The sequence below is a fragment of the Mesorhizobium sp. 113-3-9 genome, from assembly GCF_016756515.1.
Lineage (GTDB): Bacteria > Pseudomonadota > Alphaproteobacteria > Rhizobiales > Rhizobiaceae > Mesorhizobium.
Map to the genome: position 1 here is coordinate 7439256 of NZ_AP023246.1, position 25127 is coordinate 7464382.

Sequence of the window (25127 nt, forward strand, 5' to 3'; positions counted from 1 at the left end):
ACCGCTCCCAGCCCCTAGGTTGAGGCCGAACCGTCGCAGATGGCGGCCGGCTTCTTGCACAGGACATTCCGACATGAACTACCAGCGGTTCTTCGAAGAAGCGATCGACCAGCTCCACGCCGAGCGGCGCTATCGTGTCTTCGCCGATCTCGAGCGTATCGCGGGCAAGTTTCCGCGCGCCATCTGGCGCTCCAATGGCCGCGCCGAGGAAATCACCGTCTGGTGCTCCAACGACTATCTCGGCATGGGGCAGCACGCGGATGTCATCGCAGCGTTCCAGAATGCGGCCGGCAAGATGGGCTCGGGCGCCGGCGGCACCCGCAACATCTCCGGCACGTCCAACCCGCTGGTCGAGCTCGAGCAGGAACTCGCCGACCTGCACGGCAAGGACGCGGCCCTGGTCTTCACCTCCGGCTTCGTCTCCAACGAAGCCTCGATCTCGACCATTGCCCGGCTTTTGCCCAACTGCCTGATCATCTCGGACGAGTTGAACCACGCCTCGATGATCGAGGGCGTGCGGCGCTCGGGCGCCGAAAAGAAGATCTTCCGCCACAATGACGTCGCGCATCTGGAAAGCCTCTTGCAGGCGGCGGGGCGCGAGCGCGCCAAGCTGATTGTCTTCGAAAGCGTCTATTCGATGGACGGCGACATCGCGCCGATCAGAGAGATCGTCGAGCTCGCCGAGCGCTACAACGCCATGACCTATATCGACGAGGTGCATGCCGTGGGCATGTACGGACCGCGCGGCGGCGGCATCACCGAGCGCGAAGGCCTCGCCGATCGCATCGACATCATCCAGGGCACGCTGGCCAAGGCGTTCGGCACGCTGGGCGGCTACATCACCGGCACCAGCGCGGTGATCGACGCGGTTCGCTCCTATGCGCCGGGTTTCATCTTCACCACGGCGCTGCCGCCGGCGATCGCCGCCGCCACCACCGCCTCCATCCGCCATCTCAAGCAATCGCAGGCCGAGCGCGACGCGCAGCAGCAGCAGGCGAGCCGAACCAAACAGATCCTGGCGGCCGCCGGCCTGCCGGTGATGGACTCCGCGACCCACATCGTGCCGGTGCTGGTTGGCGATCCGGAGCTTTGCAAGATGGCGAGCGACCGGCTGCTTGGCGTTCACGGCATCTACATCCAGCCGATCAACTACCCGACCGTGCCGCGCGGCACCGAGCGGCTGCGCATCACGCCGACGCCGTTCCATTCGGATGCGCTGATCGCCGAACTGCAGGATGCGCTGGTCGAGACCTGGGATGCGCTCGGCATTCCCTACGGCTCCGCCGGCCGGCCCTCGGTCGCCAAGACCGACCGCATCATTCCGCTGCTGACGGCAAAGGCGGGCGGCTGACACCAAGGACAACACTCTTGATCCCGCGCAATGCGTGCATTTCTCGTTGAGGGAAAAGAAGCGGGGTGGAAGGCTCCGTTCATGACACACTCTCTCTCCCAAACCTCCCTCGTCCATGCTGCCGAGCAAGCTCAGCAATGGGTGAACGAGCTGGCTCGCGGCCGCCCAACGCTTGCAGATTCGTATGCCTCTCAACCCAACCTTCGATGCAAGACAATCGGGAATTGACCAGCATCAAGGCCGGCAGGCTTTGTTTCCTGTTGAATCCTCCCACTGTTCCAAATCCGGGAGGGCATCATGTCCAGTACAGCAGAAGTCAACATTCCAGCCAAGGAAGCCGCGACATCGACCAAACTGCGACTGGGATCGCTGACAGCGCTGGTGATCGGGTCGATGGTGGGCTCGGGCGTCTTCAGCCTGCCCCAGAACATGGCGGCCGGCGCCGGTCCGCTCGCCGTCCTGATCGGTTGGGCGATCACGGCCGTCGGCATGCTCGCACTGGTGTTTGTCTATCAGTCCCTGGCGGTACGCCGGCCTGATCTCGATGCGGGTCCCTATGCCTACGCCAAGGCAGGGTTCGGAGCCTTTATCGGGTTCAACAGCGCCTGGGGCTATTGGATCAGCGCATGGGTCGGCAACGTTTCCTACGCCGTGATCGTTTTCAGCGCGTTGTCCTATTTTTTCCCCGCCTTCGGTGACGGAAATACGTGGCAGGCGGTGCTCGGCGCCTCGATTCTGTTGTGGCTCATCCACTTTCTGATCCTCGCAGGCATTCGCCAGGCAGCGATCGTCAACACAATCGTGACCGTGGCAAAGATCGCGCCTGTCGTACTGTTTGTCGGCGTCGTCGCCGTGGCCTTCAAGCTCAATGTCTGGACGCTCGACTTCACCGGGCTCGGCAATGCCTCGCTCGGCACCATCGCGGCTCAGGTCAAGAGCACCATGCTGGTGACGCTGTGGGTCTTCATCGGCATCGAAGGCGCCAGCGTTTTCTCCGCCCGTGCCGAGAGGCGCAAGGACATCGCGACGGCGACAGTCATCGGCTTCTTCACATGCCTCGCGCTCTACGCGCTGGTCTCTCTGCTTTCGCTCGGCATTCTGAGCCAACCGGAACTCGCGGCATTGAAGAACCCGTCGATGGCAGGCGTACTGGAAGCGGTTGTCGGGCCTTGGGGTGCCGTACTCATCAATCTTGCGCTCGTCGTCTCTGTGCTCGGCGCCTTCTTGAGCTGGACGTTGCTTGCAGCGGAGGTTCCGCATGTCGCCGGAAAGGACGGAACCATGCCGAAGTTCTTCGGCCGGGAAAGCGAACGCGGCGTTCCCTCGACCTCACTGCTGGTCACCAACGTCCTCGTCCAGGCCTTCCTGGTGATCACGCTCTTCGCCCAGAGTACCTATCAGGCGCTCTTCTACATCGCCTCGGCCGCCATCCTCGTGCCCTATATTTTCTCCGGAGCCTTCGCCGCCAAACTGGCATTGACCGGAGAAAGCTATCGGGTTGGCGAACGGCGCGCCGGGCCGCTCTTCGCCGGTGTGTTGGCAACGGCCTACGGGCTGTGGCTCGTCTATGCGGCGGGGCCTGCGTACCTGTTCATGTGCGCGATCCTCTATGCTCCGGGCATCATCTTCTACGTCTGGGCCCGTCGCGAGGCTAATCAGCGCGTCTTCCACCCGGTGGAAGCCGTCATCGCAGTCGCGCTCGTCGCAGTCGCAATCCTTGCCGTCTACGAGATGTGGACCGGCGCCGTCAGCGCGCTTTGAGAGGCTATCCTATGACAAATCTGGGGGTTCATTCAGAAGTCGGCCGCCTGCGCGAGGTGATGGTCCACAGGCCGGATCTCAGCCTGCGCAGGCTCACACCAGACAACTGCAGGTCGCTGTTGTTCGACGATGTGCTTTGGGTGAAGCGCGCTCGCCAGGAGCACGACATCTTCGTCGACGCCCTGCGCGAGCGCGGCGTGATCGTTCATTCGTTCGGCGAACTGCTCACGGAAACCATGGGCATCGGCAAGGCCCGCGACTGGCTTCTCGATCGCCGGGTGCATGCCGGCGTCGTCGGCCTCGACATGGTCGACGAGATGCGGGGCTGGCTTAACGAGATGTCGGCCGGCCTGCTGGCAACCTGCCTCGTCGGCGGCATCGCCCGCGCCGAACTGCCATTCGAGCCCAAGGGGCTGACCGGACGGACATTCGCGCCGCAGGACTTCGTGCTGCCGCCGTTGCCGAACCAGCTGTTCACTCGCGACAGCTCCTGCTGGATTTACCGCTCGGTTTCCGTGAATGCCATGTATTGGCCGGCCAGACGGCCGGAAGCAGCCAATGTCGAGGCGGTGTACCGTTTCCATCCGAGGTTTCGCAACAGCGGCATCCCATTCGTTTCACCCCAGGCCGGAACGGGCATCAGCCTGGAAGGCGGCGACGTCATGCCCGTCGGCGGAGGCGTCGTTCTCGTCGGCATGGGCGAACGCACCACGCCGCAGGCGGTCGGTGATGTTGCCCGAAGCCTGTTCGCTGCCGGCGAAGCCACGCACGTGATCGCGGCACTGATGCCGCGCGACCGTTCCTTCATGCATCTCGACACCGTCTTCACCTTCTGCGACCGGGACCTTGCCACCATGTATCCGCCCGTGGTCGAAAGGCTGCGCACCTTCTCGATCCGGCCCGGAGACGGCGATGCGGCAGTCGAGGTCAGGGAGGAAAAAGCGCCCTTCACAACAGTCGTGGCAGAAGCTCTCGGGTTGAAATCGCTTCGGATCATCGCCACCGGCGGCGACCGCTACGAGGCCGAGCGCGAGCAGTGGGATGACGGCAACAACGTGGTCGCGGTCGAGCCGGGCGTCGTCATCGGCTACGATCGCAACGTCTATACCAACACACTTCTGCGCCGCGCCGGAATCGAGGTGATCACCATCGAGGGGGCTGAGCTCAGCCGCGGCCGCGGCGGCGGCCATTGCATGACCTGCCCCATCGCTCGCGACCCACTCTGAAAGGACATCCAATGTCGATCAACCTGCATGGCCGTTCGGTGCTCTCACTGGACGACCTCTCAGCCGAAGAGATCCGCTTCCTCCTGAAGCTGGCAGCCGAGTTGAAGGCAGCCAAGCAAGCCGGGCACGAGATACCGCGCCTCATTCGCAAGAACATCGCCCTCATCTTCGAAAAGGACTCCACGCGCACGCGGACAGGGTTCGAAGTGGCCGCCTATGATCAGGGCGCCCACGTCACTTATTTCGGTCCCTCCGGCAGCCATATCGGGCACAAGGAATCCATGAAGGACACGGCCCGCGTCCTCGGCCGGATGTATGACGCCATCGAATATCGCGGATTTGCGCAGCACCAGGCCGAAATGCTGGCAGCGCATGCCGGGGTGCCCGTCTACAACGGCTTGACCGACGAAGCCCATCCGACGCAGATCCTCGCCGATTTCATGACGATGCGCGAATTCACGCACAAGCATTTGTCAGACATGACCGTCGCATTCGTCGGCGAGGGTCGGGACAATGTCGCCCAGTCGCTGGCATTGGGGGCAGCCAAGGTCGGCATCGACATGCGCATCGCCTCGCCGAAGGAACTGTGGCCCGACCAAGAATTCTGCGATCATGTCAGGGGGCTCGCCGAACGCAGCGGGGGCCGCTTCCGACTCGATGAGGACATGATCGGCTGCGTCCAGGATACCGACTTCATCTACACCGATGTCTGGATGTCGATGGGCGAGGACAAGTCCGGCTGGGCGGAGCGCATCCGTCTTCTGACGCCCTATCGGGTGACGAAAGATTTGATGGCGGCGAGCGGCAATCCGCATGTCAAGTTCATGCATTGCCTGCCGGCGTTCCACGACACCGAGACCGAAGTCGGCGCCTATATCGCGCGCGAATTCGGCATCGATTGCATGGAGGTCACCGATGAGGTGTTCGAGTCCGGTGCCTCGGTCGTCTTCGATCAGGCGGAGAACCGCATGCATACGATAAAAGCGCTGCTCGTCGCCACGATCGGCAACTGACATGCTGATCGTCGTTGCGCTCGGTGGGAACGCGCTGTTGCGGCGCGGCGAACCGATGACTGCCGAAAACCAGCGTGCGAACGTCATCCGCGCCGCGTCAGCCTTGGCGACGCTGATTGGCGAAGGCCATTCGCTCGTCATCACGCATGGCAACGGCCCGCAGGTCGGCCTGCTTGCGCTCCAGGCGGCTGCCTCACCGGACGGCGCTTTTCCGCTCGACGTTCTCGGCGCGGAGAGCGCCGGGATGATCGGCTACATGATCGAGCAGGAGCTCGCCAATCTCGCCTCCCAGAAACTATACGCCACACTGCTGACGCAGGTGAAAGTCGACCCGCGCGATCCTGCATTTTCCAGTCCCACAAAGCCGATCGGCCCGGTCTATGACGAAGCGACAGCGCGACGGCTCGCAGCGGAGCACGGCTGGTCCGTAGCGCCCGATGGCGATAAATGGCGCCGGGTCGTGCCCTCGCCCCGCCCGATCGAGATTTTAGAGGCATCCGTCATCTCCTTCCTCGTCGACCACGGAGTCATCGTCATCTGCACCGGCGGCGGCGGCGTGCCCGTTGTCGCGCGCGAAGATGGCGCCATGGTCGGCGTCGAAGCCGTCATCGACAAGGACCTGGCCAGCTCGCTGCTGGCGCGCCAGTTGAAGGCTGACATGCTGCTGATGCTCACGGATGTCGATGCGGTCTATCTGGGCTACGGCACGGCGGATGCCCGCGCACTGCGCAATGTCGGAGCAACTGAACTTTCGGGAAAGGATTTCCCAGCCGGCTCGATGGGACCCAAGATCAGTGCGGCGATCGAGTTCGTCCAGGCGACGGGCAATCCCGCAGCGATCGGCCGGCTCGAGGACGCGGCGGAGATCGTCAAGCGGCGTCAGGGCACTTGGTTCGAACCCTAGCCCTTGCCAGGCTCAGGAAATCCTGGCTACCCCTATAACGTAGTTCTTGCCATACACTGCGGCGCATTTTGGGCAGGTCGTATAAAAGAAATACACGTCGCTGGCTTTGGGATTGTGCTGGCGCGCGAGTTCAAGCATTTCCTCGTGCCAACCCCTTACCTGCTCGAACGCTCCCTCGAACACTTTGGTGACGAAGTCGCCTGTCAGCGTAGCCATTTCCTCCTCGGGCACGGCCTTTGAAACCGAAAAAAGGTGCTCGCTCGTCCAAGGCGAGAGATCGCGGCTTAGGACGATGGACTGGCTTTCGGCAGAAGCGCCCGCGTCGTCGATGTGCTCGTTGACACGGGCAAAGACGCTGCCCATGTTCACCGGAACATGCATGATGCTGTGGGTCGTCGCCTTCACGAACGGCTTGTCGGTGAAGTGCAATTCCTGATCGTCCCAGCCACCCGGGTTGAATTTTGGGCAGCAACCCGTCGTGTTCACGCTCGCATCATAGCGCGGTGTTTCGTTCGTCTGCATGACTACCTCCTGATACGGGCACATCAGACCAGCTGACGACCCCGCCATCATTGATTCCGGTCAACGCCGCCAAGAGCCACGATTGACGCACGTCGAAGCCGGTCCGTGGCCAAGCGGCTACGCAGATCGGTCTGATGATCTCGCAGACCCATGTCGGCTCGCAATGAACCGCAGGCGCGTCGATGAGATTGCTGTCGACCGACATCATCGGCCCAGGCTTTGGATATAACTGATAATCGCGGAGATCTGGTCGGGAGAAGCTACGAACTCGGGCATGTCCGGATGTCCGGTGGATATCCCCTCGGCCAGAGCTTCCTGAAGATCTTCGATTGGGTACCGCTGGTGCAACAACCGGAAAGGCGGCGCGCCCGGATGGGCGCTCTCGCCGCCCGGACCGACCGCGTGACAGCGGGCACAGTTTTTCTCGACCAGTCTTTTCCCATAAGCGACCTGCGGGTCTTCGACAGCATAGGCTGACGATGCAAAGCCGAGTGCGAACACAAGTAGTGGGATCGAGAGCGCCGGGTGGGATCGCATTGTCGTCAGGCCTTGCTTGATCATGTCAGTTTAAGGAGCGAGAGTGGCTACGCGCATGTCGTCCCTTCCAGGTCATTGTAAAATTCCTTGGCCTCCGCCTTCCACATCAAGGCCTGGTCTTAGGGTGGCGCGGCCTTGAACGGCGGCCGAAGCCATAGCTCACCGCAGAGGGCTTGCGTCTCCTGGAGGACGTCATTTCGAAGTAGATGCCGATCCCGACGATCCAAGCGAGGCAAAGCAGGACGCCCCAAAAGAGAATGCCTCCAGTGGACATGAACTGATCCTTGTGTGGCTCTGATCGAACATCGCAAAGTCAATTCCGGCATGCATTGATCAAGATCAATCGGCCTCCGGCGGCACAGACTTGCATCGACCTCTTGGCTACCCCTTCCTCGTTCCGCCGCTTCCCGACTTTGACATTGATCAAGGCGAGGAAGGGCATTGCCTGGCACGACATCGCCGGAGCAATTGTCTTGCAGACAGTGGAAATGAGGACGCGATGAAGGAACTGCCGCTTGCCGAAGTCTATCGGCTGATCGAGCCTGGTCCCGTTGTCCTTCTGACAACCAGGTCAAAGCAGGGCCGCGCGAACGTCATGACCATGTCCTGGCACATGATGGCGGGAATCGCGCCGCCGACCATGGCCTGCGTCGTGTCGAGCGACGACTTCTCCTTCTTCGCTTTGCGTCAAACGAAGGAATGCGTGGTCGCGATCCCTGCCATTGGCCTCGCGGAGAAAGTCGTCAAGGTCGGAAACTGCTCCGGACGCGACACTGACAAGTTCGCGACAGCCTGGCTGACGCCCCTTCCCGCCGAGCGCGTTTCGGCTCCCCTGATCGCCGAGTGCTTTGCCAACCTCGAATGCCGGGTCATCGATATACGCCTGGTGGGCAAATATAACCTGTTCGTCCTCGAGGTCCTGAAAGCATGGATCGACCCGGCTCAACCGAACCCGAAGACGATCCACCACGTCGGAAATGGCGCCTTTGTCGTGGACGGCGAAATGGTTCATTTCCAATCCCGTATCCCCTGAGCGGCTGCAACCGTTTTGATCGACATCAAGGTGAGAACGTTCCTGCAAGGCTAGCTTCGGTGCACCGAACCTCTGAAACGGAAGCGCCCCGATGAGCTACAAATCCATTCTGTTGAACCTGGGCATCGATGGTCCGATCGAACCGCTCGCGCAGGTCGGCATCGATCTTGCCAAACGTTTCGATGCAAAGCTGATCGGTTTCTGCGCCGCGGACGCTCCGCTGCCGGTTACGATGGCGCCCGAGGGCGCGGCGATCGCTGCTGAACTTTGGGAGCAATCGAGGACCGAGATCCGGCAACGGCTTGATGACAGGCACTCCAAGTTCGACAGGCTCGTCGCCGGAGCGGTCAGTGCGGAATGGCGTGACACGGTCGAGAATCCAGATCATGCCCTCGCCAGAGCTTCCCTTCTCGCCGACCTCGTCGTCACGGGCGCTTCGCTCGGCGCATCCACGGGCGACGCTTACCGTATGGCTGATCCGGGCAGTTTGGTGCTGCGCGCCGGCAGGCCTGTCCTGGTTGCTGCCCTTGGCGCGACGAGTTTGCCGCTCGGCCGGATCGTCGTAGCCTGGAAGGACACGCGGGAAGCGAGGCGCGCCGTGGCAGACGCCGTGCCATTGATGGCCATGGCCAATGAAGTCATCATCGTGGCGATTGATCGCAATCCGAGCGATTGGATCAGGGACGGCGTCAAGGACGTCGCCAGTTTCCTCGCCGGGCACGGCATCAAGGCGCGAACCGAAATCCTGAAGTCAGACGAGGAAGGAAATCGACTGGTGGACTTCCTGGCCTCAGTCAAGGCAGACCTAATCGTGTCGGGCGCCTACGGACATAGCCGACTGAGGGAATGGGCGTTTGGCGGAGTTACCCGTTCGCTGCTGGATGAAGTCTGGCTTCATCGGCTGATGTCGAACTGATGGCGGGTTCGGCCCGCCGACCAATCCCTGTCGCCGAAGCCTCTACCCTTCGGGCGTAGCAAAGACTTGAAATCTTTTGCTTTTTAACTCTCACAGCTCGCCAAAGAACATGGCTTCGGCAAGCATGTTTTCCACGTTGGCCAGCAGCTCGCCGTTTATTCCGGTAGCGATCCCCTTCGACGAGAAATGCTCCACCAGCGCACCACTGCGAAGATTGCCGGCCGCACCGGGGGCGTAGGGGCAGCCGCCGAGCCCGCCCGCCGCGGAATCGAAGACGCTGAGCCCGAGGCTCCATGCCGCATCGACATTGGCCAGCGCCATGCCGCCGGTATCGTGGAAATGGCCGGCGAGCTGCGTCGCCTCCGCCTCCGCGAGGCATGCCAGCACCATGGCGTGCACGCGTTCGGGGGTTGCCTTGCCGATCGTATCGGCGACGGCGATTTCCGCACAGCCGAGATCACGCAGCCGCGCGACGACTTTCGCGGCCGCGCCGGGCTCGATCGGGCCTTCATAGGGACAGTCGACGGCACAGGAAACATAGCCCCGCACCGGCAAGGCGTGTTCGGCCGCCAATGCGATCACGGGCGCGAAACGGACCAGTCCCTCCTCGATCGTGCAATTGGTGTTTCGCTTCGAAAACGTCTCGGAGGCGCTGGTGAAAACCGCAAGCTCCTGCGCGCCCGCCGCGATCGCCGCCCGGGCGCCTTGCTCATTGGGCACCAGGGCGGAAAGCACGAGGCCCGCATGACGCACCGCGCCCCGCATGACGGCCTCATGGTCGGCCATCTGCGGGACCCATTTCGGCGAGACGAAGGCTGTCGCCTCGATGCGGGCGAAACCGCAATCGGCCAGCATGCGGATCAGGCGCAGCTTCTGCCCGGTCGAGACCAACCTCTTTTCGTTCTGCAACCCATCGCGCGGACCGACTTCGACGATCGTAACCTGGCGTTCCACGCGCAACGGTTCAGTGGACGGCGGCATACATGATCTTTTCTTCCGATGCTTCGTCGATGGTCATCTCCTCGACGATGCGCCCCTGGCGCGCCACCAGGATGCGGTCCGACAGGTTGAGGATTTCGGGCAGGTAGGAGGAGATGACCACGACGGCCGCGCCGGCATCGGCGAGTTTCTCGATCATCCGATGAATCTCGGCGATCGCTCCGACATCGACGCCGCGGGTCGGCTCATCGAAAATGATCAGTGACGGTCCCTGGATCAGCGATTTGGCTATCACGACCTTCTGCTGATTGCCGCCCGACAGCTCCACAACCTTGGCGTTGCCACCTATCGAACGGACCTTCATGGCCTCGATCCATTCGGCCGATTGCCGCCTGGCCTCACCCATGCCGACCATGGTGACCGGATTGGACGCCTTCGCCAGCTTGCCAAGGAACACGTTCTGGACGACGCCCATCGTGTCGAACAAACCGTCGAGCTTGCGGTCCTCGGTGATGTAGGCGACGCCGCGCCGCACGGCCTGCCGCGGGACGCGAAAGCGCACTGTCTCGCCGCGCAGCTGGATACGCCCGCCATGGAAAAAGTCCCGCTTCAGCACGCCGGCGGCGATCTTCATCATTTCGGTACGACCGGCGCCCACCAGCCCGAACAGGCCGGTGACCTGGCCCGCGAACACCGACAATGTCGCGCTGCGCACCGCCTTGCCCATCGAGACATTTTCCAGGGCCAGGACCTTGTCGCCGGGAGGGCGGGCGACGCGCCTCGCGGCGGCATCGCCATAGAGTGCATCGGTCAATTGCCGGCCAACCATGGCCTGGACGATCTTTTCACGGGTGAGATTGCGGGCATCGTCGGTAACGATCAACGCACCGTCGCGCAACACGCTGATGCGGTCGGCGATCGACAGCGCCTCCTCCAGCGCATGCGAAATGAAGATGACGGAGGCGCCCTCGCCCTTCAGCCGTTCGACCAGCGCGAAGAAGTGCTGCTTTTCCTCCGGGGTGAGCGTTGCCGTCGGCTCGTCGAAGATGAAGATGCGGGCCTTGTGATGGACGGCGCGGGCAATCTCGACCATCTGTTTCTTGGCCGCGCCGAGCGTCGACACCAGCGCTGTCGGCTCGACATGGAAGTTCAGCCGCTGCAAATGTTGCTGCGCCCGGATGTTGACGCCGCGCAGCCGGTTGAAAAAACGTTCCTCGCCGAGAAAGATGTTCTGGGCGACGTTCATGGACTGGACGAGGTTGGTTTCCTGGAACACCATGGCGATGCCATGTTTCATGGCCTCGCCGGGAGACGAGAAGCTCACCGGCTTGCCGTCGAGCAGCATTTCGCCAGAGGTCAAGGGATAGAGGCCGGCGAGCACTTTGGTCAGCGTCGATTTGCCGGCGCCATTCTCACCGAGCAGTGCATGGACTTCGCCGCGCCGGAGTGTGAAATCGACGGCGCGTACCGCCGCGTTGCCGCGGAACTCCTTGGTCGCCTTGCGAAATTCGACGATGTCAGCCATGCACGGATCCACCGTCATTTGCCGGCACTGCCAAGCGCAGCAACGTGCCCGATCCGCGCGACGTGGCATAGACGCGGTCGCCATATTCGCAAATGGAAGTAATGCCGTGCATGGAGCCATCGGCGCGGCTGTGCCAGCTTTCGTGAAGCAGGCCCTTGTCGTCGCAGCGGGCGACCAGGCCATAGGACCGCGACGGCGCCCAGGGCTTGAGCACGCCCATCTGCCGGATGGAGCCCTGGCTCAGTGGCTGGTCGGGTTTCGCCGACCCGGCAAGTTCCGGCCCGATCCATTCGTCGGGATCGATCGTCGCCATCATTTCGCGGCGGTAGTCGTCCTCGCGCAGCACCAGTTCGAACAATTGCCGGCGCGGCGCGAACAGCGCGATCCACAGGCCACCGCCGGCGGCGGATGACAGCCGACAGGGGTAAGCGGGCAGATCCTCCAGCATCGCCATGGGACGCACCGCCGATTTCGGGTCGATGGCGACAACACGATGGCGCCAGCTTTCGCTGATCGCCAGGCGGCCATCGCCGAGGAATGCAGCGCCGTTGGGGAAAGCCAGGTCCTGGGCGAGCGCGCGGCCTGAGCCGCCGATGGGGTCGATTGCGAACACGCCGCCGCTTGCGCCGCGTTCCATCAGATCGCGCTTCCAATGGTGCGCCGAATGCTTGCGCGAGCCGACGCAGACCAACAGCGCCCCGTCAAACGCAAAGACGCCGGCGGTGAGGCATGACGTCATGTCGGGCGCGAGCTCGATCCGCTTCCAGGTGCCTGCCTGGCCGACATGCAGGCCATCGCCTTCGATGCCGACGGCCAGCCGGCCATCGGGCGCCGATGCGACAAAGGTGACCGGTGCGGGAAACTCCGCCACGGTGACCGGCGAAATGTGCGTGCCGTCGAGGTCAATCCTGAGAAGCGTCTTGTCGCTGCTGCAAAGCAGCCCTGTCGGCGACGCGACGAGATTGTCGATCCCGGGAAGGGCCAGCAGCCGCTCCGCCTCCTCCAGCCGGTTGTCCGGCTTGAAGACGCCGTCCATCGCCGGCACGCTGATGCCGGCATCATCGGCTGAAAACAGCCGGCGCACCAATGTGCCCAGGCCCACCATTAGCGCTTCCCCCAATAATCGTCATGCGCCGTCCATTGCGGGTCGGCGCCCTCGACGCGGACACGGCCGATGCGGTTGTTGGACACTCCGCCCAGATAGAGCCAGCCCTTGTGCTCGCACGTCGAGGTGATCGAGGGATGGTTCTCGCCAGCCTTGTCCCAGAGTGCATCGATGATCTCGCCGGTCGCCGACACGCGTAACACGCAGCCGCGATTGATATTGGGAAACATCCATTCATCGGCGGCGATACGCCTGGCCATACGGCGGCGGAAGGCAGGCTTGCGCATGGCCAAGTCGAAGGTCTTGGTGCGCATGCCGAGGAGCGCGATCCAGTAGGTGCCGTCGGAGCCACGGTTGAGGTTGTCGGGATAGCCGGGAAGATTGTCGATGAATATCTCGCGTCTGCCCTTGTTCGGCCCGTCGAACCAGTAGCGGTTGATGCGGCAGGCCCAGGTCTCGGCGAAAAGCAGCGACTGGCCGTCGCGGCAGATGGTGACCCCGTTGGGAAAAATCAGGCCGCGCAGGATGGTGCGCGTGGAGCCTGTCTTCGGATCATGGCATATCAGGCGCCCATTGCCTCTGCCCTCGAGAGCATCGACCGCCCATTCCGACATCTCGTAGCGGATCGTCGCCTCGCTGAAGAAGATGCGTCCGTCCGGCGCGATGTCGAGATCGTCAGGAAGCCGCAGCCGCGAATCGTCGATCACCGACAGCAAGCTGCGGTTGGTTTCGTCGGTGACTTTCGAGACCTTTCCGTCTGGCGCAACGCGATAGAGCCCCATGCCGCCGACACAGGTCAAAAGATCGCCATTGGGCGCGAAAGCGAGCCCCAAAGGATGCCCGCCAATGCGGGCGAAAACCTCGCAGCGCCTATAATCCGGCGCCAGGAACCGCATGATCGTGCCGTGCCGCGTTCCCGTGTAGAGATTGTCGTCACGGTCGAGCACAACATCTTCAGGCCCTTCGACGTCGCCAAGCCCGATCAGTTGCGTGGCGCCGAGCTTGTCGTTGACGGCCAGCACGCTGCTTCCCACCGTGGCCGCTTGCTCGGGAAGGCGCAGATAGGTCGGCGAAACATAGACCTTGTTCAGGAGCTTGCCGCGGTTCTTCACCCATTTGGCGTCGAACAGCACGGCGGCGATCAGAACCAGGCCGAGGATCAGCTGGTTGACCGAGCCCGGCATCGACAGCCGGATGAGCCCGTTCGTCAGGATCAGCACCAGAATGGAGCCGATCACCGCATTGCCGACCGAACCACGGCCACCGCCCAGCGAAACGCCGCCAAGCACGACGGCGGTCAGCACCGAAATCTCCAATCCTATTCCGGTGTCGGCGCCGGTGCTGCCAAGCCGGGCCGAAAAGAGGAAGGCGGCAATGGCGGTCAGCACGCCCGAGGCGACATAGGCCAGGCAGACCGTCAGCTTGACGTTGACGCCGGCATTGTATGCCGATCGGCGCGCGCCGCCGACCGCGCGCAGGCGCCAGCCCGGCCTGAGCCGTGAGAGGACGACATGCGCGCCGATGGCAATGATGGCGAAGATGATGAACGAGACCGGCACGCCGTGGAACGAACCGAAGCCGATCAGATCCCATGTCGGGGACACCGGCATCGAGCCGACGATGGCGCTGGCAAGGCGCGGAAAGATGATGTCATAGAGCGCCCGGTAGATGACCAGCGTCACCAGCGTGGTGATGAAGGCGCGCAACCTGAGGTAGCCGATAAGAACGCCGTTCAGCAATCCACAGGCAATTCCTGTCGCCAGCGTGGCAATGAGCGCCACGCCGATCGGCAGGCCGAGCACATTCATCGACACCAGCGCGGCCAGCACGCAAAGGGCGAACACGGAGCCGACCGAGAGGTCGATGCCGCCCGAAAGGATGACGATCGTCAGGGCCAGCGCGACGAGGCCGAACTCCGACACCTGGCGGGCAAGATCCGAGAACGTCCCGGCCGACACGAAGCCGGGAATGGTCCAGATCATGGCCAGAACCGTAATCACCAACGCAAGGGCCGGAATGACGTTGTCAATCCAGCTCTTGGTCAGAAGTTCGCCGAACAGGCGGTCCGGCACGAACCGGTAGCGCAGTCGCAGCAGCACGTCACTGGCGGCCATCGGTCCTGTTATCCGTTACTTCAGGTCGTCCAGGGTCCAGCAATTGCGCTGGTTGACGTTTGCCTTGGTGATCTGAGTAAGCGGATTGAAGTAGAGCGTCTTGGTCTCGCCCGCGGCACCGTCGGAAAGCAGCAAGCGCGCGATCTCCGCATTCAGGATTTCGCCTTGCAGCGGCACGTTGTAGCTGATGTAGAGATTGAACAGACCCTTCTCCACATTCTCGCAGCCGACCTTGTTGCCGCCGCCGCTGGTGACGAGGAAGACCTGGGCGCTCTTGCCGGCCTGCTGGATGGCGGACGCCGTGCCGGTATCCTGGTTATCCCAGATGCCGATGGCGCCGCAGAGGTCCGGATGCTGCTGTAGCACGGTGTCCATGATCGAACGCGCCTTTTCCGGATTGTATTCGGTGGCCTGCTGCGAGACGACCTGAATATCGGGATGCTGGTTCAGCACGCGATAGATGCCGTCGAGCTGAAAGACGTCAGACGCCGCCGTCGGCACCCCGGTGTCGATTGCCACCTTGGTCGAGGCGCCCTTGCCGGCGCTGCACTTGTCGACCACGGCCTGCGCCGCCTGCTCGCCGATCTCGGTCCAGTCGGCGCCGACATAGGAGTCGGTCTGGGTGTTCGATTCGAGGTTGATCTGCACCACCTTGATACCGGCGGCCTGCGCCTGCGCCAGCAGGCGGGCGTAGGACTGGATGTCAGGATTGTGCGCGACGATCAGATCGGGCTTCTCGCTGATCAGCGACTGCAGCGCCTTGGTGCCGGCATCAGTGCTCCAGGCGGGATCTCGGATCTCGAAGCTGTAGTTGAGCCGCTTGGCCTGCTGGCGCATAACGGCTGCCCAGCCTTCGGTCAGGTCGAAGCCCATCGACAGCGGCAGGAAGACGACCTTCTTGCCTTCAAGCGTCTTGTGGAACGTCGTCGAGCGTGGATTTTCCAGGCCCTTGTCCTGCGCGCTGGCCGTGACCACTCCCGCCAGGGCGATACAGACCGCGGCAAGCCATCTTGTCGTTTTCAGAAGTCGCATTGGTTTCCTCCCATTGCATTTGGCATTTTGGTTGGTTCTCAGAGATCCCCTTGCTGGGATGTCTGCTCGTCACGTGGATTGACGAGTGAATCGATGACGATCGCCAGAAGCAGCACGACGCCCTTGACCAGGTTCTGGATCGTGTAGTCGATGTTCATGATGGTCATGCCGTTGAGCAGGATGCCCACGAAGATGGTGCCCAGAATGACGTTGCGGACCTTGCCGTGGCCACCATTCAGGCCAATGCCGCCGAGCACCACGACCAGCAGGATGTCGTAGATCATCGTCGAGTTGAAAAGCCGGGCATTGATCGCCGAAGCAGACGAGGCAAGGATCAGTCCGGCGCCGTAGGCGATCAGTCCGCTGATCGCATATTGCGCAACGACCATCGGCCGATAGGGAATGCCGATGATCTTGGCCGCCGCCGGATTGTTGCCCATGGCATAGATCTGCCAGCCGAACCGCGTGCGGCTGAGTACCAGGTGCAGAACCAGGCAAAGCAGGGCAAACGCCACCACGGTCACCGGAATGCCGAGAATGCGGCCTTGGCCGATCAGCGAAAACCATTCGGCTCCCGGCGGCACGTTCTGCATTTCCAGCGTGAAGAAGAAGGTCCTGCCGAGGCCATAGATCACCGAGCCGGCGGCAAGTGTTGCGAAGATGGGCGCAACGTCGCCGAACGCGATCAATGTCCCAATCATCAGCCCGGCGCCGACCGCGAACAGGGCTCCGATCAGCAATGCGAACTCCAACGAATAGCCCGAGCGCGCGATCACGAATGCCCATGAAACGGAAACCACCATCGTCGCGATCATCGAGACGTCGATGCCCCTGGCGATGACCACCAGCGCCATGCCCAGCGCCAGGATGCCGAGGATCGACACGCTTCGGACCAGGGCGAGGATGTTGCCGGCGCTGAAGAAGGACGGCAGCAGCAAGGAAAACAGCGCAAAGGCCAGCACCGCCAGCACCAACACGATGCCTTCCTGGGTTTTCAGCAGGGTTTGAGCCCTTGCCGGATAGCCGTTTGCGGTTGTGTCGCTCACGCTCAGCCCTTCTCCTTGCTGAGTCTCAATAGGATTTCCCTGGCGCGATCGACACGGACGTCGTGATTGGCGGCAAGTTCCTTGGCCACTGTCTCGATGTCATCGCCAACCGCTCCCGCCACGATCGCGATGTTGCGGGCGTGCAGGGCCATATGCCCCCGCTGGATGCCTTCGGTGGCCAGGGCCCGCAACGCCGCCATGTTCTGCGCCAGGCCGACAGCCACCGTGACCTCGGCAAGCTCTTGTGCGGTTTTCACGCCAAGCAGGTTCAGCGCGGCGCGCGCGGCCGGATGCGTCTTGGTGGCGCCGCCGACAAGGCCGAGCGCCATCGGCATTTCCAGTGTGCCGACAAGGGCGCCGGCCGCATCGGCTTCCCAACGGCTGAGCGACGTGTAGCGCCCGGTGCGCGCCGCCCAGGCATGCGCGCCGGCCTCTATCGCGCGCCAGTCGTTCCCGGTCGCGACAACGACCGGATCAATACCGTTCATGATGCCCTTGTTGTGCGTTGCGGCGCGATACGGATCGACGACCGCCAGCGAGCAGGCCTCGACAATGCCGGCGACCATGCGCTCGCCGGTGAATTCCTGCGTTGCCAGTGCCTCCGGCGTCAGGCGCACCCGCGCCCGTGCCAGCCGCAGGTCGGCAAGGTTGGAAAGAATGCGCAGCCGAACGACACCGCCGGACAGCCGCTCGATCATCGGCGCGACCGCTTCGGCCATGGTGTTGACGGTGTTGGCGCCCATCGCGTCACGCACGTCGACGAGAAGATGCAGCACCACCATCGGCCCGACGGCGGTATCCTCGAATACCTGCACCTCGATGTCGCGGCATCCGCCGCCGAGCCGGTTCAAGACCCGGTCCTTTTCGTTGGCCGCGGCCACGATCTCGTCGCGGCTCGACAGAAGTCGGGCCCGCGCCCCATGAGGATCGGATATGTCGAGTATCTGAACCTGCGCCCGCATGATCGGCGCCGTGCTCGACGTCTCGAACCCGCCACAGCCGCGGGCGATGCGCGCCATATAGGATGCGGCGGCGACGACGGAAGGCTCCTCCACCGCCATCGGGATGAGATAATCGCGTCCGTTGATGGTGAAGTTGGTGGCGACGCCGAGCGGGATCTCGAATGTGCCGATCACATTCTCGATCATGCCGTCGGCAATGTTGAGCGGAAGCGCGCCTAGCCCGCGCAAGGCGTCACGGTCCGTCTGCGAAAGGCCCGCGACCTCGCCGGCCTTCGCCAGGCGATCCGCCGGCGACAGATCGCGAAACTTCTCGATGCGGGAATTCAGCCGCGGCTCGACGCCGTCCAAGACTGCTCCCATCACCATCGCCTCCCTGCGAATGCTGTTTTCTTGTTGAGCCAGCTATCGTCCAACTGATACCATCAGGCAAGGTACAGTTTTAAGAAACAGCGGCCTACTGTACCAGTCCGTTTCCGGGCACGCCGCCGCAAGGAACAGAAGATGACGCGCGCCGAGGCCGTGGCCAACGAAATCAGAAGGCGCATCGAGACGGGCTCGCTCATCGCCGGCGCCAAGCTTCCGTCGATACGCAAGGCCGCCGAGCAGTTCGACGTCTCCAAGAACACGATTGTCGATGCTTACGACCGCCTGGTTTCAGCCGGAATTGCACTGTCACGACCGGGCGCGGGCTTCACCGTCGCCGAACGACGCCGGCAAAAGCCGAGCGAACGCCCGCTTCATGTGGCCGAGGCAGTGGACATCGCCTCCCTGCTCAACGCACAGCTGGAGGAAAGCTTTTCGATCCGCGTTGGCGACGGCCGCCCCCCCGCCTCATGGATGGAGGAGTCGGAGGTGCGGCGTCACCTCGGGCTGCTAGGGAGGAACCACCGATCCAGCAGTGACGGCTACGGTTCGGCGATGGGGCTGCCGGCGCTGCGCGAGCGGCTGGCCTTCGATCTGATGGAACGCGAGGTGCAGGCCGCGCCGGATCAGATCCTGCTGACGTTCGGCGCCAACCATGCCCTCGACCTCATCATACGCCGCTTCCTGGTGTCCGGCGACACGGTGCTGGTCGACGACCCCGGCTACTACCCGCTTTTCGCCAAGCTGAAGCTGGCGCAGGTGCGCATGGTCGGCGTCAGGCGAACCGCGAACGGGCCGGATATCGAGGATCTCTCCGGCAAGGCAGAGCGCGAGCGCCCGAAGCTGTTTTTCACCCAATCGCTCGCCCACAATCCAACCGGCAGTTCGACCAACCTCCCGACGGCCCATTCGATCCTGACGATCGCCGCGCGATACGACATGCTGGTGGTCGAGGACGACCCGTTCATCGATCTGCCAACCGTGCGCGGCGTGGGCCTGGCACCGCTCGACCAATTGCAGAACGTCATCTGCGTGCGCACCTTCGCCAAGACGCTGTCGGCCAGCCTGCGCTGCGGCTATATCGCGGCACGCCCCGACCTCATCGCCTCGCTGGCCGAGCTGAAAATGCTGACGACCGTCAACAGCTCTGGCCATATCGAGCGGCTGATCCATGGGCTGATCAACGAGGGCCACTACCGGCGCCATCTGAAGCGCCTCGGGCAACGTGTGCGCCAGGCGACCGAAGCGGTCGTCCCCCGCCTCCAGAAGATGGGCCTGCGGCTCTTTGCCGAGCCCACCGGCGGATATTACGTCTATTTGGAGCTGCCGGACCACGTCGACGACATCGCTCTTGCCCGGGAAGGGGCTCGCGAAGGGATTTTCATCGCGCCAGGCACCGTGTTTTCGCCGGAACGCCGGCCAGGCAAGGCCGGCATTCGCGTGAACATTGCGTGGGCTTCGGACCCGCGTTTCTTTGAATTCATGCAGCGAGCAAGAACCTCCTGACGCAGCGTCACTCACTGCTTTCTGATCGAATAGGCAAAGCAGTAGAGGAAACTTGAACCCTCTGCCCACTCGGGCGCCGTCGCCATTGATCGCGTGGCCTCCCCAGCGCCGCGACCGTCGTGTCGTTCTGGGTAGGCAGCGTGTTGTCCCTGCTTGCCTCCGCCATTTTCCGCGGATTGTTGGCGAAGAGCCCACCAAGCGCCGGAATGCGTTCGGCAGCTCCGATCGTGCCGGCCTGAAATGACTTTGCTCTACTCGGCCCGTCAGTGGAATTGATTTGCTTGGTGATCCCTCATCCTTAGGGCAAACTTCCCGGAGGGGCTGCAGGAGGTGAAATGAGAGCACGTGCAGCGACGCTCGGGGATCTCGAGGATGTCTTCCATGGCTTGTCCAAGCGGATGTCGGACGAGTACGCGGCGGCCGGCAAGGACAGCAAGATCGCCTACGACAATCTGATGATGAATTTGAAGGAAGGCCGCGCACACGCGCTTGTCGAGGGCGACAAGGCCGTGGCGATCATCGCCTGGCATGAGAACAGCGACGCCGCCGATACGCTGTTTGCCGCGCAGGAGGATTTCTTCCGCGCCTCAACCGTGCGTTTCTGCAAGCGGCACATCCGCCACATCCAGGCGCTCGCCGGCAATCTCCCCATCCACTCGCGCAGTTGGTTGCAGGGGCCTGACGTCGCCAGATGGTTCAGCGTCATCGGCTATGTCGAGCGCGGCCAGGAGAACGGCGCTAATCTGTTCGAACTGCCGGCGGCGCGCGCCAGCTGAGGAATCCTGGCTGGTGGCAGGTCTCCTCCTTGCCGCAACGCCGGCTGTACCCGCCATCGGTGGCCTTGCGAGTTGCACACTCGGCCGCCTTATGGACCGCGTGGGCAAGCGGCTTGCGCAGGGCAACGATTGGCGGGATGTTTACGCGGGGGCAACCGGGACCAAACCGGCAGGCCGAGATCGATATGGCTGCTGAAAATGTCGCGAACTTTCTTCGCCATTCTTACTCTTGTTGCCTTGCTGACGCCGGTAGAGGCGAGCAAGCGTGTGTCTCATCTGCTCGACCGCTCCAACCTGCCGATCTCCTATCTTAGCGAATCGGATCTCGTGACCGCATACACGACCGCAATGGCGCGCTTCCGTCTGCAGTTCGCGGGACGTGCGGGCGAAACCAATCTTGCGGTCTCTCTCGAGCCATTGCTTTTGCGGGCGGAATTTCGTGCGCGGACATGGCGCTCGGCGGACGGCAGCCTCTTGCAAGGCTTCGCCGGCAAGGGCGGCTTCCGGTTGACCATTGGCAACTGCCTGGCGCGTATCTGCGCTGCCAGCGAATGCAGCGATGCCGGTTGGCCGGTTTATGCCTGCAGCGACGGACGCAAGCGCAAGATGTCCGTCGCCGATTTTGTGACGGCAAGCTTCGATGGCGTCCCCTATCGTCGATTGAGCGCCTCCCCTTCACGGGAATGATGGCGCGTGGCGGGCACTGCGACTCGCCGCCGCAGCCGTGCAGAAGCCTCAGCATGCTGAATTGATCGGCGGCATCATCTTTTCTCCGCGAACACGGTCCATATGGAATGGGAGGGCGGCGTGCCCCGAGGCGCGGACCCGTGTTGCATTCGAGCCAGATGGCCGAAAAATCGATGACAAGTGCCGCCGGAACGTGTTGAAGACGGCGGTCAACATGGAGAGGGACGTGCGATCGGGTTGCACTCGGCAAGTGTTGATGGTTTGTTGCCGGTCAGCGGAGAACGAGTGATGCGAGAATCCATCGGTCAAGACGAATACGGGTCTTTCGATCCGGACGACCTGCCGAATCTGAATGCAATCGGCCCGGCCATGGGCGGCGGCAACGACTTCGAAAAATACGCGGTCGCCGTGATCATCGTATTCGGCGCCCTGATCATTGGCGGGCTGATGGCCGCGTCGATGACCTTCGGCCATCGCAACGGGTTCCTCTTCGCGCTTGGCGGCGCGACCTCGGCCTGGATATCGGGAAATGCGCTTCTGCTCGACCGGCCGCGTATCTACGCGCTGTTCGTCGGCATCGCCGCGCTGATGCTGATTGCATCGACCATCACGCTGGTTACCTGACTGCCCGGCCGGCCATGAGCTGGCGCCTGTTCAAGGGTTTACCCGGATATCAATATCCGAGAGCCTCCCCCGATGCCGCGCGGCTGTCGATGGCGCCATTGTAGCGCGCGCCGCCGCCCTTCTCGATTTCCGCCAGGCTCTTGCCTCCCACGAGAATGCCAGCCGCCTGACCCCAGGTCTGGTCACCGAGATCAAGGTGATAGCCCATGCCGGCGAGCAGCTTTTCTGTATCGGGCGAGAGTCCGAACGGCTCGACATAGACGGTGTCGGGCAGCCATTGATGGTGGATGCGCGGCGCGTCGATGGCCTCCTGGATGTTCATGCCATGGTCGATGACGTTGACGATCGCTTCCAGCGTGATGGTGATGATGCGCGAGCCGCCGGGGCTGCCGATGACCATGAACGGCTTGCCGTCCCTGGCCACGATGGTCGGGCTCATCGATGAGAGCGGCGTCTTCTTCGGCTGGATGGCGTTGGCCTCGCCCTGGACCAGGCCATAGAGGTTCGGCACGCCGGGCTTCTGGGTGAAATCATCCATCTCGTTGTTGAGCAGGATGCCGGTGCCGTCGGCGACGACGCCTGCGCCGAAGGACCCATTCAGCGTATAGGTCACTGCAACCGCATTGCCGTCCTTGTCGATGATCGAATAATGCGTGGTCTCCTTCGACTCGCCAAACCCCTTTGGCATCAGGTCCTGCGACACGCCGGCCCGGAACGGGTCGATCTTGTCGCGGATGTCCTTGGCGTAGGCTTTATCAAGCAATTTCGAGATCGGATTGTCGACGAAATCGGGATCGCCGAGTGCCGAGTTGCGGTCGACATAGGCATGGCGCATCGCCTCGACCATGACATGCACCGTCTCGGCCGAGCCGGCGCCGAGATAGGACAGCGGATAGCTCTCGAGCACGTTGAGGATTTCGCAGATGATGACACCGCCTGAACTCGGCGGCGGCGAGGACGTGATCTCGTAACCGCGATAGGAACAGGTCACCGGCTTGAGTTCGCGCACCGTATATTGCTCGAAGTCGGCCTTGGCCAGAATGCCGCCCTTGGCGCTGCTTGCCTTGACGATGGCGGCGGCGATGGCGCCTTTGTAGAAGGCATCGGAGCCTTTGTCGGAAATCGCCGAGAGCGACGCGGCAAGGTCAGGTTGAACCAGCTTCTCGCCGATGCCGTAGGGCTTGCCGTCGGGCTTCAGGAAGGCGGCGGCCGCCGCCGGGTCCTTCGCCAGCCGGTCCGCATTGCCGGCAAAAGAGGCGGCATCGCCCTGATCGAGGATGAAGCCATCCTTGGCATAGGCGATCGCTGGCGCCATCAGGTCCTGCCTGGACAAGGTGCCATATTTCTCGCGCGCCATTTCGAAACCGGCCACCGAGCCCGGCACGCCGACCGCGAGATAGCCGTCCAGGCTGGCGCCCTTCTTCGGGTTGCCATCCTTGTCGAGATACATGGTCTTGGTGGCCGCCAGCGGCGCGCGCTCGCGAAAATCGAGGAAGGTCGATTTGCCGTCGGCGAAGCGGATGGTCATGAAACCGCCACCGCCGATATTGCCGGCATTGGGGTAGACGACGGCCAGCGCATAGCCGACCGCGACCGCCGCATCGACCGCGTTGCCGCCCTTCCTCAACACCTCGACGCCGACTTCCGACGCCAGATGCTGGGCCGTCACCACCATGCCGTGTTCGCCTTTGGCCGGCGCTGGCGACGCCGCAAACGTCACCTGAAGTGGTGCTATCGCAAAGGCAAAAGAGAGGCTGACGGCGATCAGGGTTTGGCTGATATGGCGCATGGCGGTGCTCCTGGGCGGGGTGCCCAGAAGACCCTGTCGCTGCCGCCAAGTCCACCATCAATGGTGGGCCAGGCGGATCAATTCAGATGTCAGGCGTGTCAGACAATCCCGCCCGAGCCGCCGGCGACGGCAGGGCGCTCGGCCGCTACCTTGGCGCGGTAGCCAGCCGCCCGGTAAGCGGCGACCGGGTTGATGGCGCCGCCGGTTTTCAGCCGCGCCATGGCCAGGATCGGCTCGACATCGGTGCGGTAGGCCGCCTTCAGCGTCTGCGTCGCCATCAGCGCGTCATTGCCGTCCTGGAAACCTTCGAGTGCCTTGCGATCGACCAGCAGCGCCTGCGCATAGGCGCGCTGCACCTCGACCGCCGACAGCATCAGGCTTTCGATCGGATCGGTGACGTTGTGGCTCTGATCGAGCATATGGGCAGGGTCAAAGCCGTCGGCGCCGGACAGTTCGGCATCGACCAGTTCGTTGAAGACGAGGAACAGTCGGTAGGGATCGATCGAACCGGCGTCGAGATCGTCGTCTCCATATTTCGAATCGTTGAAGTGGAAGCCGCCGAGTTTCTTGAACTGGATCAGCCGCGACACGATCATCTCGATGTTGACGTTGGGCGCATGGTGACCGAGGTCGACGAGGCAGAACGCCTTGTCGCCGAGTTCTTTCGCTATGATGTAGTTGGTGCCCCAGTCCTGCACGACGGTGGAATAGAAGGCCGGCTCGTACATCTTGTGCTCGGTGAACAGCTTCCAGTCGGCGGGTAGGCCGGCATAGACCTCTTTCATCGCATCGAGATAGCGCTCGAATGCCTTGGCGAAATTGACCTGGCCCGGAAAGTTCGAGCCGTCGCCGATCCACACCGTCAGCGCCCTGGAGCCGAGCGTCTTGCCGATCTCGATGCATTCGAGATTGTGCTCGACCGCCTGGCGGCGCGTACCGGCATCGGCATGCGAGAGCGAGCCGAATTTGTAGGAAAGCGCCTGATCCTTTGCGTCGGAGAAGGTGTTGGAATTCATGACATCGAAGCCGAGACCGAAACGCGAGGCCGCCTGCTTCAGCCGGTTCGGGTCGGCCTTGTCCCAAGGAATGTGCAAGGAAACGGTCGGGGTCGCCTGCGTCAACTGGCTGATGACGGCGCAGTCCTCGATCTTGTCGAAGATGTCGCGCGGCTCACCGGCTCCAGGAAAGCGGGCAAAGCGGGTGCCGCCGGTGCCGACGCCCCAGGAGGGGATGGCGACGGCGAACTTTTCCACCTTGTCGCGAATGGCGTCGATGGCGATGCCGCGACGGTCGAGGCGCTCGCCGAGCGAGGCGTAGTCGCGCTCGAGGTCGGCCTTGCGGGCGATGTTATTTCTTTCGACGACGTCGGCGGAAATGATCGTTTCGGACAAGTGCT

At 62.9% G+C, this 25127-nt stretch carries 22 protein-coding genes; 11 read left to right on the forward strand and 11 right to left on the reverse strand.

The window, feature by feature from the left end; genetic code table 11:
• Window positions 1-73 precede the first annotated feature (73 nt).
• The 5 genes from hemA (at window position 74) to arcC (ending at window position 6255) form a co-directional block, all read left to right on the forward strand.
• The gene (hemA, locus tag MesoLj_RS35530) at window positions 74-1351 is read left to right on the forward strand and encodes a 5-aminolevulinate synthase (RefSeq protein WP_140775314.1); all 1278 of its coding nucleotides are present in this window, start codon (window positions 74-76) and stop codon (window positions 1349-1351) included.
• 297 nt (window positions 1352-1648) lie between these two features.
• On the forward strand, window positions 1649-3112 hold the full coding sequence (gene arcD, locus MesoLj_RS35535; RefSeq protein ID WP_202324529.1) for an arginine-ornithine antiporter: 1464 nt from the start codon (window positions 1649-1651) through the stop codon (window positions 3110-3112).
• 11 nt (window positions 3113-3123) lie between these two features.
• Window positions 3124-4338 carry an arginine deiminase gene (locus tag MesoLj_RS35540; RefSeq protein WP_202324532.1) on the forward strand — a complete coding sequence of 405 codons (1215 nt, stop codon included), beginning with the start codon at window positions 3124-3126 and terminating at the stop codon, window positions 4336-4338.
• Window positions 4339-4349: 11 nt separating this feature from the next.
• Window positions 4350-5351, forward strand: coding sequence for an ornithine carbamoyltransferase (gene argF, locus MesoLj_RS35545; protein ID WP_202324535.1), 1002 nt, complete (start codon window positions 4350-4352; stop codon window positions 5349-5351).
• Between the two features lies 1 nt (window position 5352).
• Window positions 5353-6255, forward strand: coding sequence for a carbamate kinase (gene arcC / locus MesoLj_RS35550; protein WP_202324537.1), 903 nt, complete (start codon window positions 5353-5355; stop codon window positions 6253-6255).
• A 12-nt stretch (window positions 6256-6267) separates the two neighbouring features.
• On the opposite strand, the gene MesoLj_RS35555 is transcribed toward arcC, so the two are convergent.
• Both MesoLj_RS35555 and MesoLj_RS35560 read right to left on the reverse strand, forming a co-directional pair.
• Window positions 6268-6777: a hydrolase gene (locus MesoLj_RS35555; RefSeq protein ID WP_202324539.1), complete on the reverse strand. Its 510-nt coding sequence runs from the start codon at window positions 6775-6777 to the stop codon at window positions 6268-6270.
• A gap of 204 nt (window positions 6778-6981) precedes the next feature.
• On the reverse strand, window positions 6982-7338 hold the full coding sequence (locus MesoLj_RS35560; RefSeq protein ID WP_446720280.1) for a c-type cytochrome: 357 nt from the start codon (window positions 7336-7338) through the stop codon (window positions 6982-6984).
• A 475-nt stretch (window positions 7339-7813) separates the two neighbouring features.
• Between MesoLj_RS35560 and MesoLj_RS35565 the strand changes: the two genes are divergently transcribed.
• The gene (locus MesoLj_RS35565) at window positions 7814-8347 is read left to right on the forward strand and encodes a flavin reductase family protein (protein ID WP_202324542.1); all 534 of its coding nucleotides are present in this window, start codon (window positions 7814-7816) and stop codon (window positions 8345-8347) included.
• A 91-nt stretch (window positions 8348-8438) separates the two neighbouring features.
• Entirely contained in the window at window positions 8439-9263 is an 825-nt protein-coding gene (locus MesoLj_RS35570; protein ID WP_202324544.1) for a universal stress protein, read from the forward strand.
• A gap of 90 nt (window positions 9264-9353) precedes the next feature.
• Here MesoLj_RS35570 and MesoLj_RS35575 read toward each other — a convergent pair whose 3' ends face one another.
• The 7 genes from MesoLj_RS35575 to MesoLj_RS35605 are packed head-to-tail and all read right to left on the reverse strand — an operon-like array spanning window position 9354 to window position 18346.
• Entirely contained in the window at window positions 9354-10244 is an 891-nt protein-coding gene (locus MesoLj_RS35575; RefSeq protein ID WP_202324546.1) for a hydroxymethylglutaryl-CoA lyase, read from the reverse strand.
• Window positions 10228-11727, reverse strand: coding sequence for a sugar ABC transporter ATP-binding protein (locus MesoLj_RS35580; RefSeq protein ID WP_202324549.1), 1500 nt, complete (start codon window positions 11725-11727; stop codon window positions 10228-10230). The genes MesoLj_RS35575 and MesoLj_RS35580 overlap by 17 nt, the downstream gene beginning before the upstream one ends.
• A complete protein-coding gene (locus MesoLj_RS35585) occupies window positions 11720-12832 on the reverse strand; it encodes an SMP-30/gluconolactonase/LRE family protein (protein ID WP_202324551.1) in 1113 nt (370 codons plus the stop codon). Before MesoLj_RS35585 ends, MesoLj_RS35580 begins: the two co-directional genes overlap by 8 nt.
• Window positions 12832-14946, reverse strand: coding sequence for an ABC transporter permease (locus MesoLj_RS35590; RefSeq protein WP_202324554.1), 2115 nt, complete (start codon window positions 14944-14946; stop codon window positions 12832-12834). The genes MesoLj_RS35585 and MesoLj_RS35590 overlap by 1 nt, the downstream gene beginning before the upstream one ends.
• A gap of 15 nt (window positions 14947-14961) precedes the next feature.
• Entirely contained in the window at window positions 14962-15978 is a 1017-nt protein-coding gene (locus MesoLj_RS35595) for a sugar ABC transporter substrate-binding protein (RefSeq protein ID WP_202324556.1), read from the reverse strand.
• Window positions 15979-16016: 38 nt separating this feature from the next.
• A complete protein-coding gene (locus MesoLj_RS35600; protein WP_202324559.1) occupies window positions 16017-17024 on the reverse strand; it encodes an ABC transporter permease in 1008 nt (335 codons plus the stop codon).
• A 2-nt stretch (window positions 17025-17026) separates the two neighbouring features.
• Window positions 17027-18346 (reverse strand): hydroxymethylglutaryl-CoA reductase, degradative, encoded by a 1320-nt coding sequence (locus MesoLj_RS35605; RefSeq protein WP_202324562.1) that lies wholly within the window; start codon window positions 18344-18346, stop codon window positions 17027-17029.
• A gap of 141 nt (window positions 18347-18487) precedes the next feature.
• Here MesoLj_RS35605 and MesoLj_RS35610 point away from each other — a divergent pair, with 141 nt between their 5' ends.
• The 4 genes from MesoLj_RS35610 (at window position 18488) to MesoLj_RS36795 (ending at window position 21942) form a co-directional block, all read left to right on the forward strand.
• Complete coding sequence (locus tag MesoLj_RS35610) at window positions 18488-19855, forward strand: aminotransferase-like domain-containing protein (RefSeq protein ID WP_202324564.1); 1368 nt, start codon at window positions 18488-18490, stop codon at window positions 19853-19855.
• A 335-nt stretch (window positions 19856-20190) separates the two neighbouring features.
• Window positions 20191-20631, forward strand: a complete 441-nt coding sequence (locus MesoLj_RS35615; RefSeq protein ID WP_202324566.1) for a hypothetical protein — start codon at window positions 20191-20193, stop codon at window positions 20629-20631.
• Window positions 20632-20829: 198 nt separating this feature from the next.
• Window positions 20830-21318 (forward strand): hypothetical protein, encoded by a 489-nt coding sequence (locus MesoLj_RS35620; RefSeq protein WP_181180101.1) that lies wholly within the window; start codon window positions 20830-20832, stop codon window positions 21316-21318.
• 288 nt (window positions 21319-21606) lie between these two features.
• A complete protein-coding gene (locus tag MesoLj_RS36795; RefSeq protein WP_081295188.1) occupies window positions 21607-21942 on the forward strand; it encodes a hypothetical protein in 336 nt (111 codons plus the stop codon).
• A gap of 49 nt (window positions 21943-21991) precedes the next feature.
• Here MesoLj_RS36795 and ggt read toward each other — a convergent pair whose 3' ends face one another.
• Window positions 21992-23731 (reverse strand): gamma-glutamyltransferase, encoded by a 1740-nt coding sequence (gene ggt / locus MesoLj_RS35630; protein WP_202324569.1) that lies wholly within the window; start codon window positions 23729-23731, stop codon window positions 21992-21994.
• 98 nt (window positions 23732-23829) lie between these two features.
• Window positions 23830-25122, reverse strand: a complete 1293-nt coding sequence (gene rhaI / locus MesoLj_RS35635) for an L-rhamnose catabolism isomerase (protein ID WP_202324573.1) — start codon at window positions 25120-25122, stop codon at window positions 23830-23832.
• Window positions 25123-25127 lie beyond the last annotated feature (5 nt).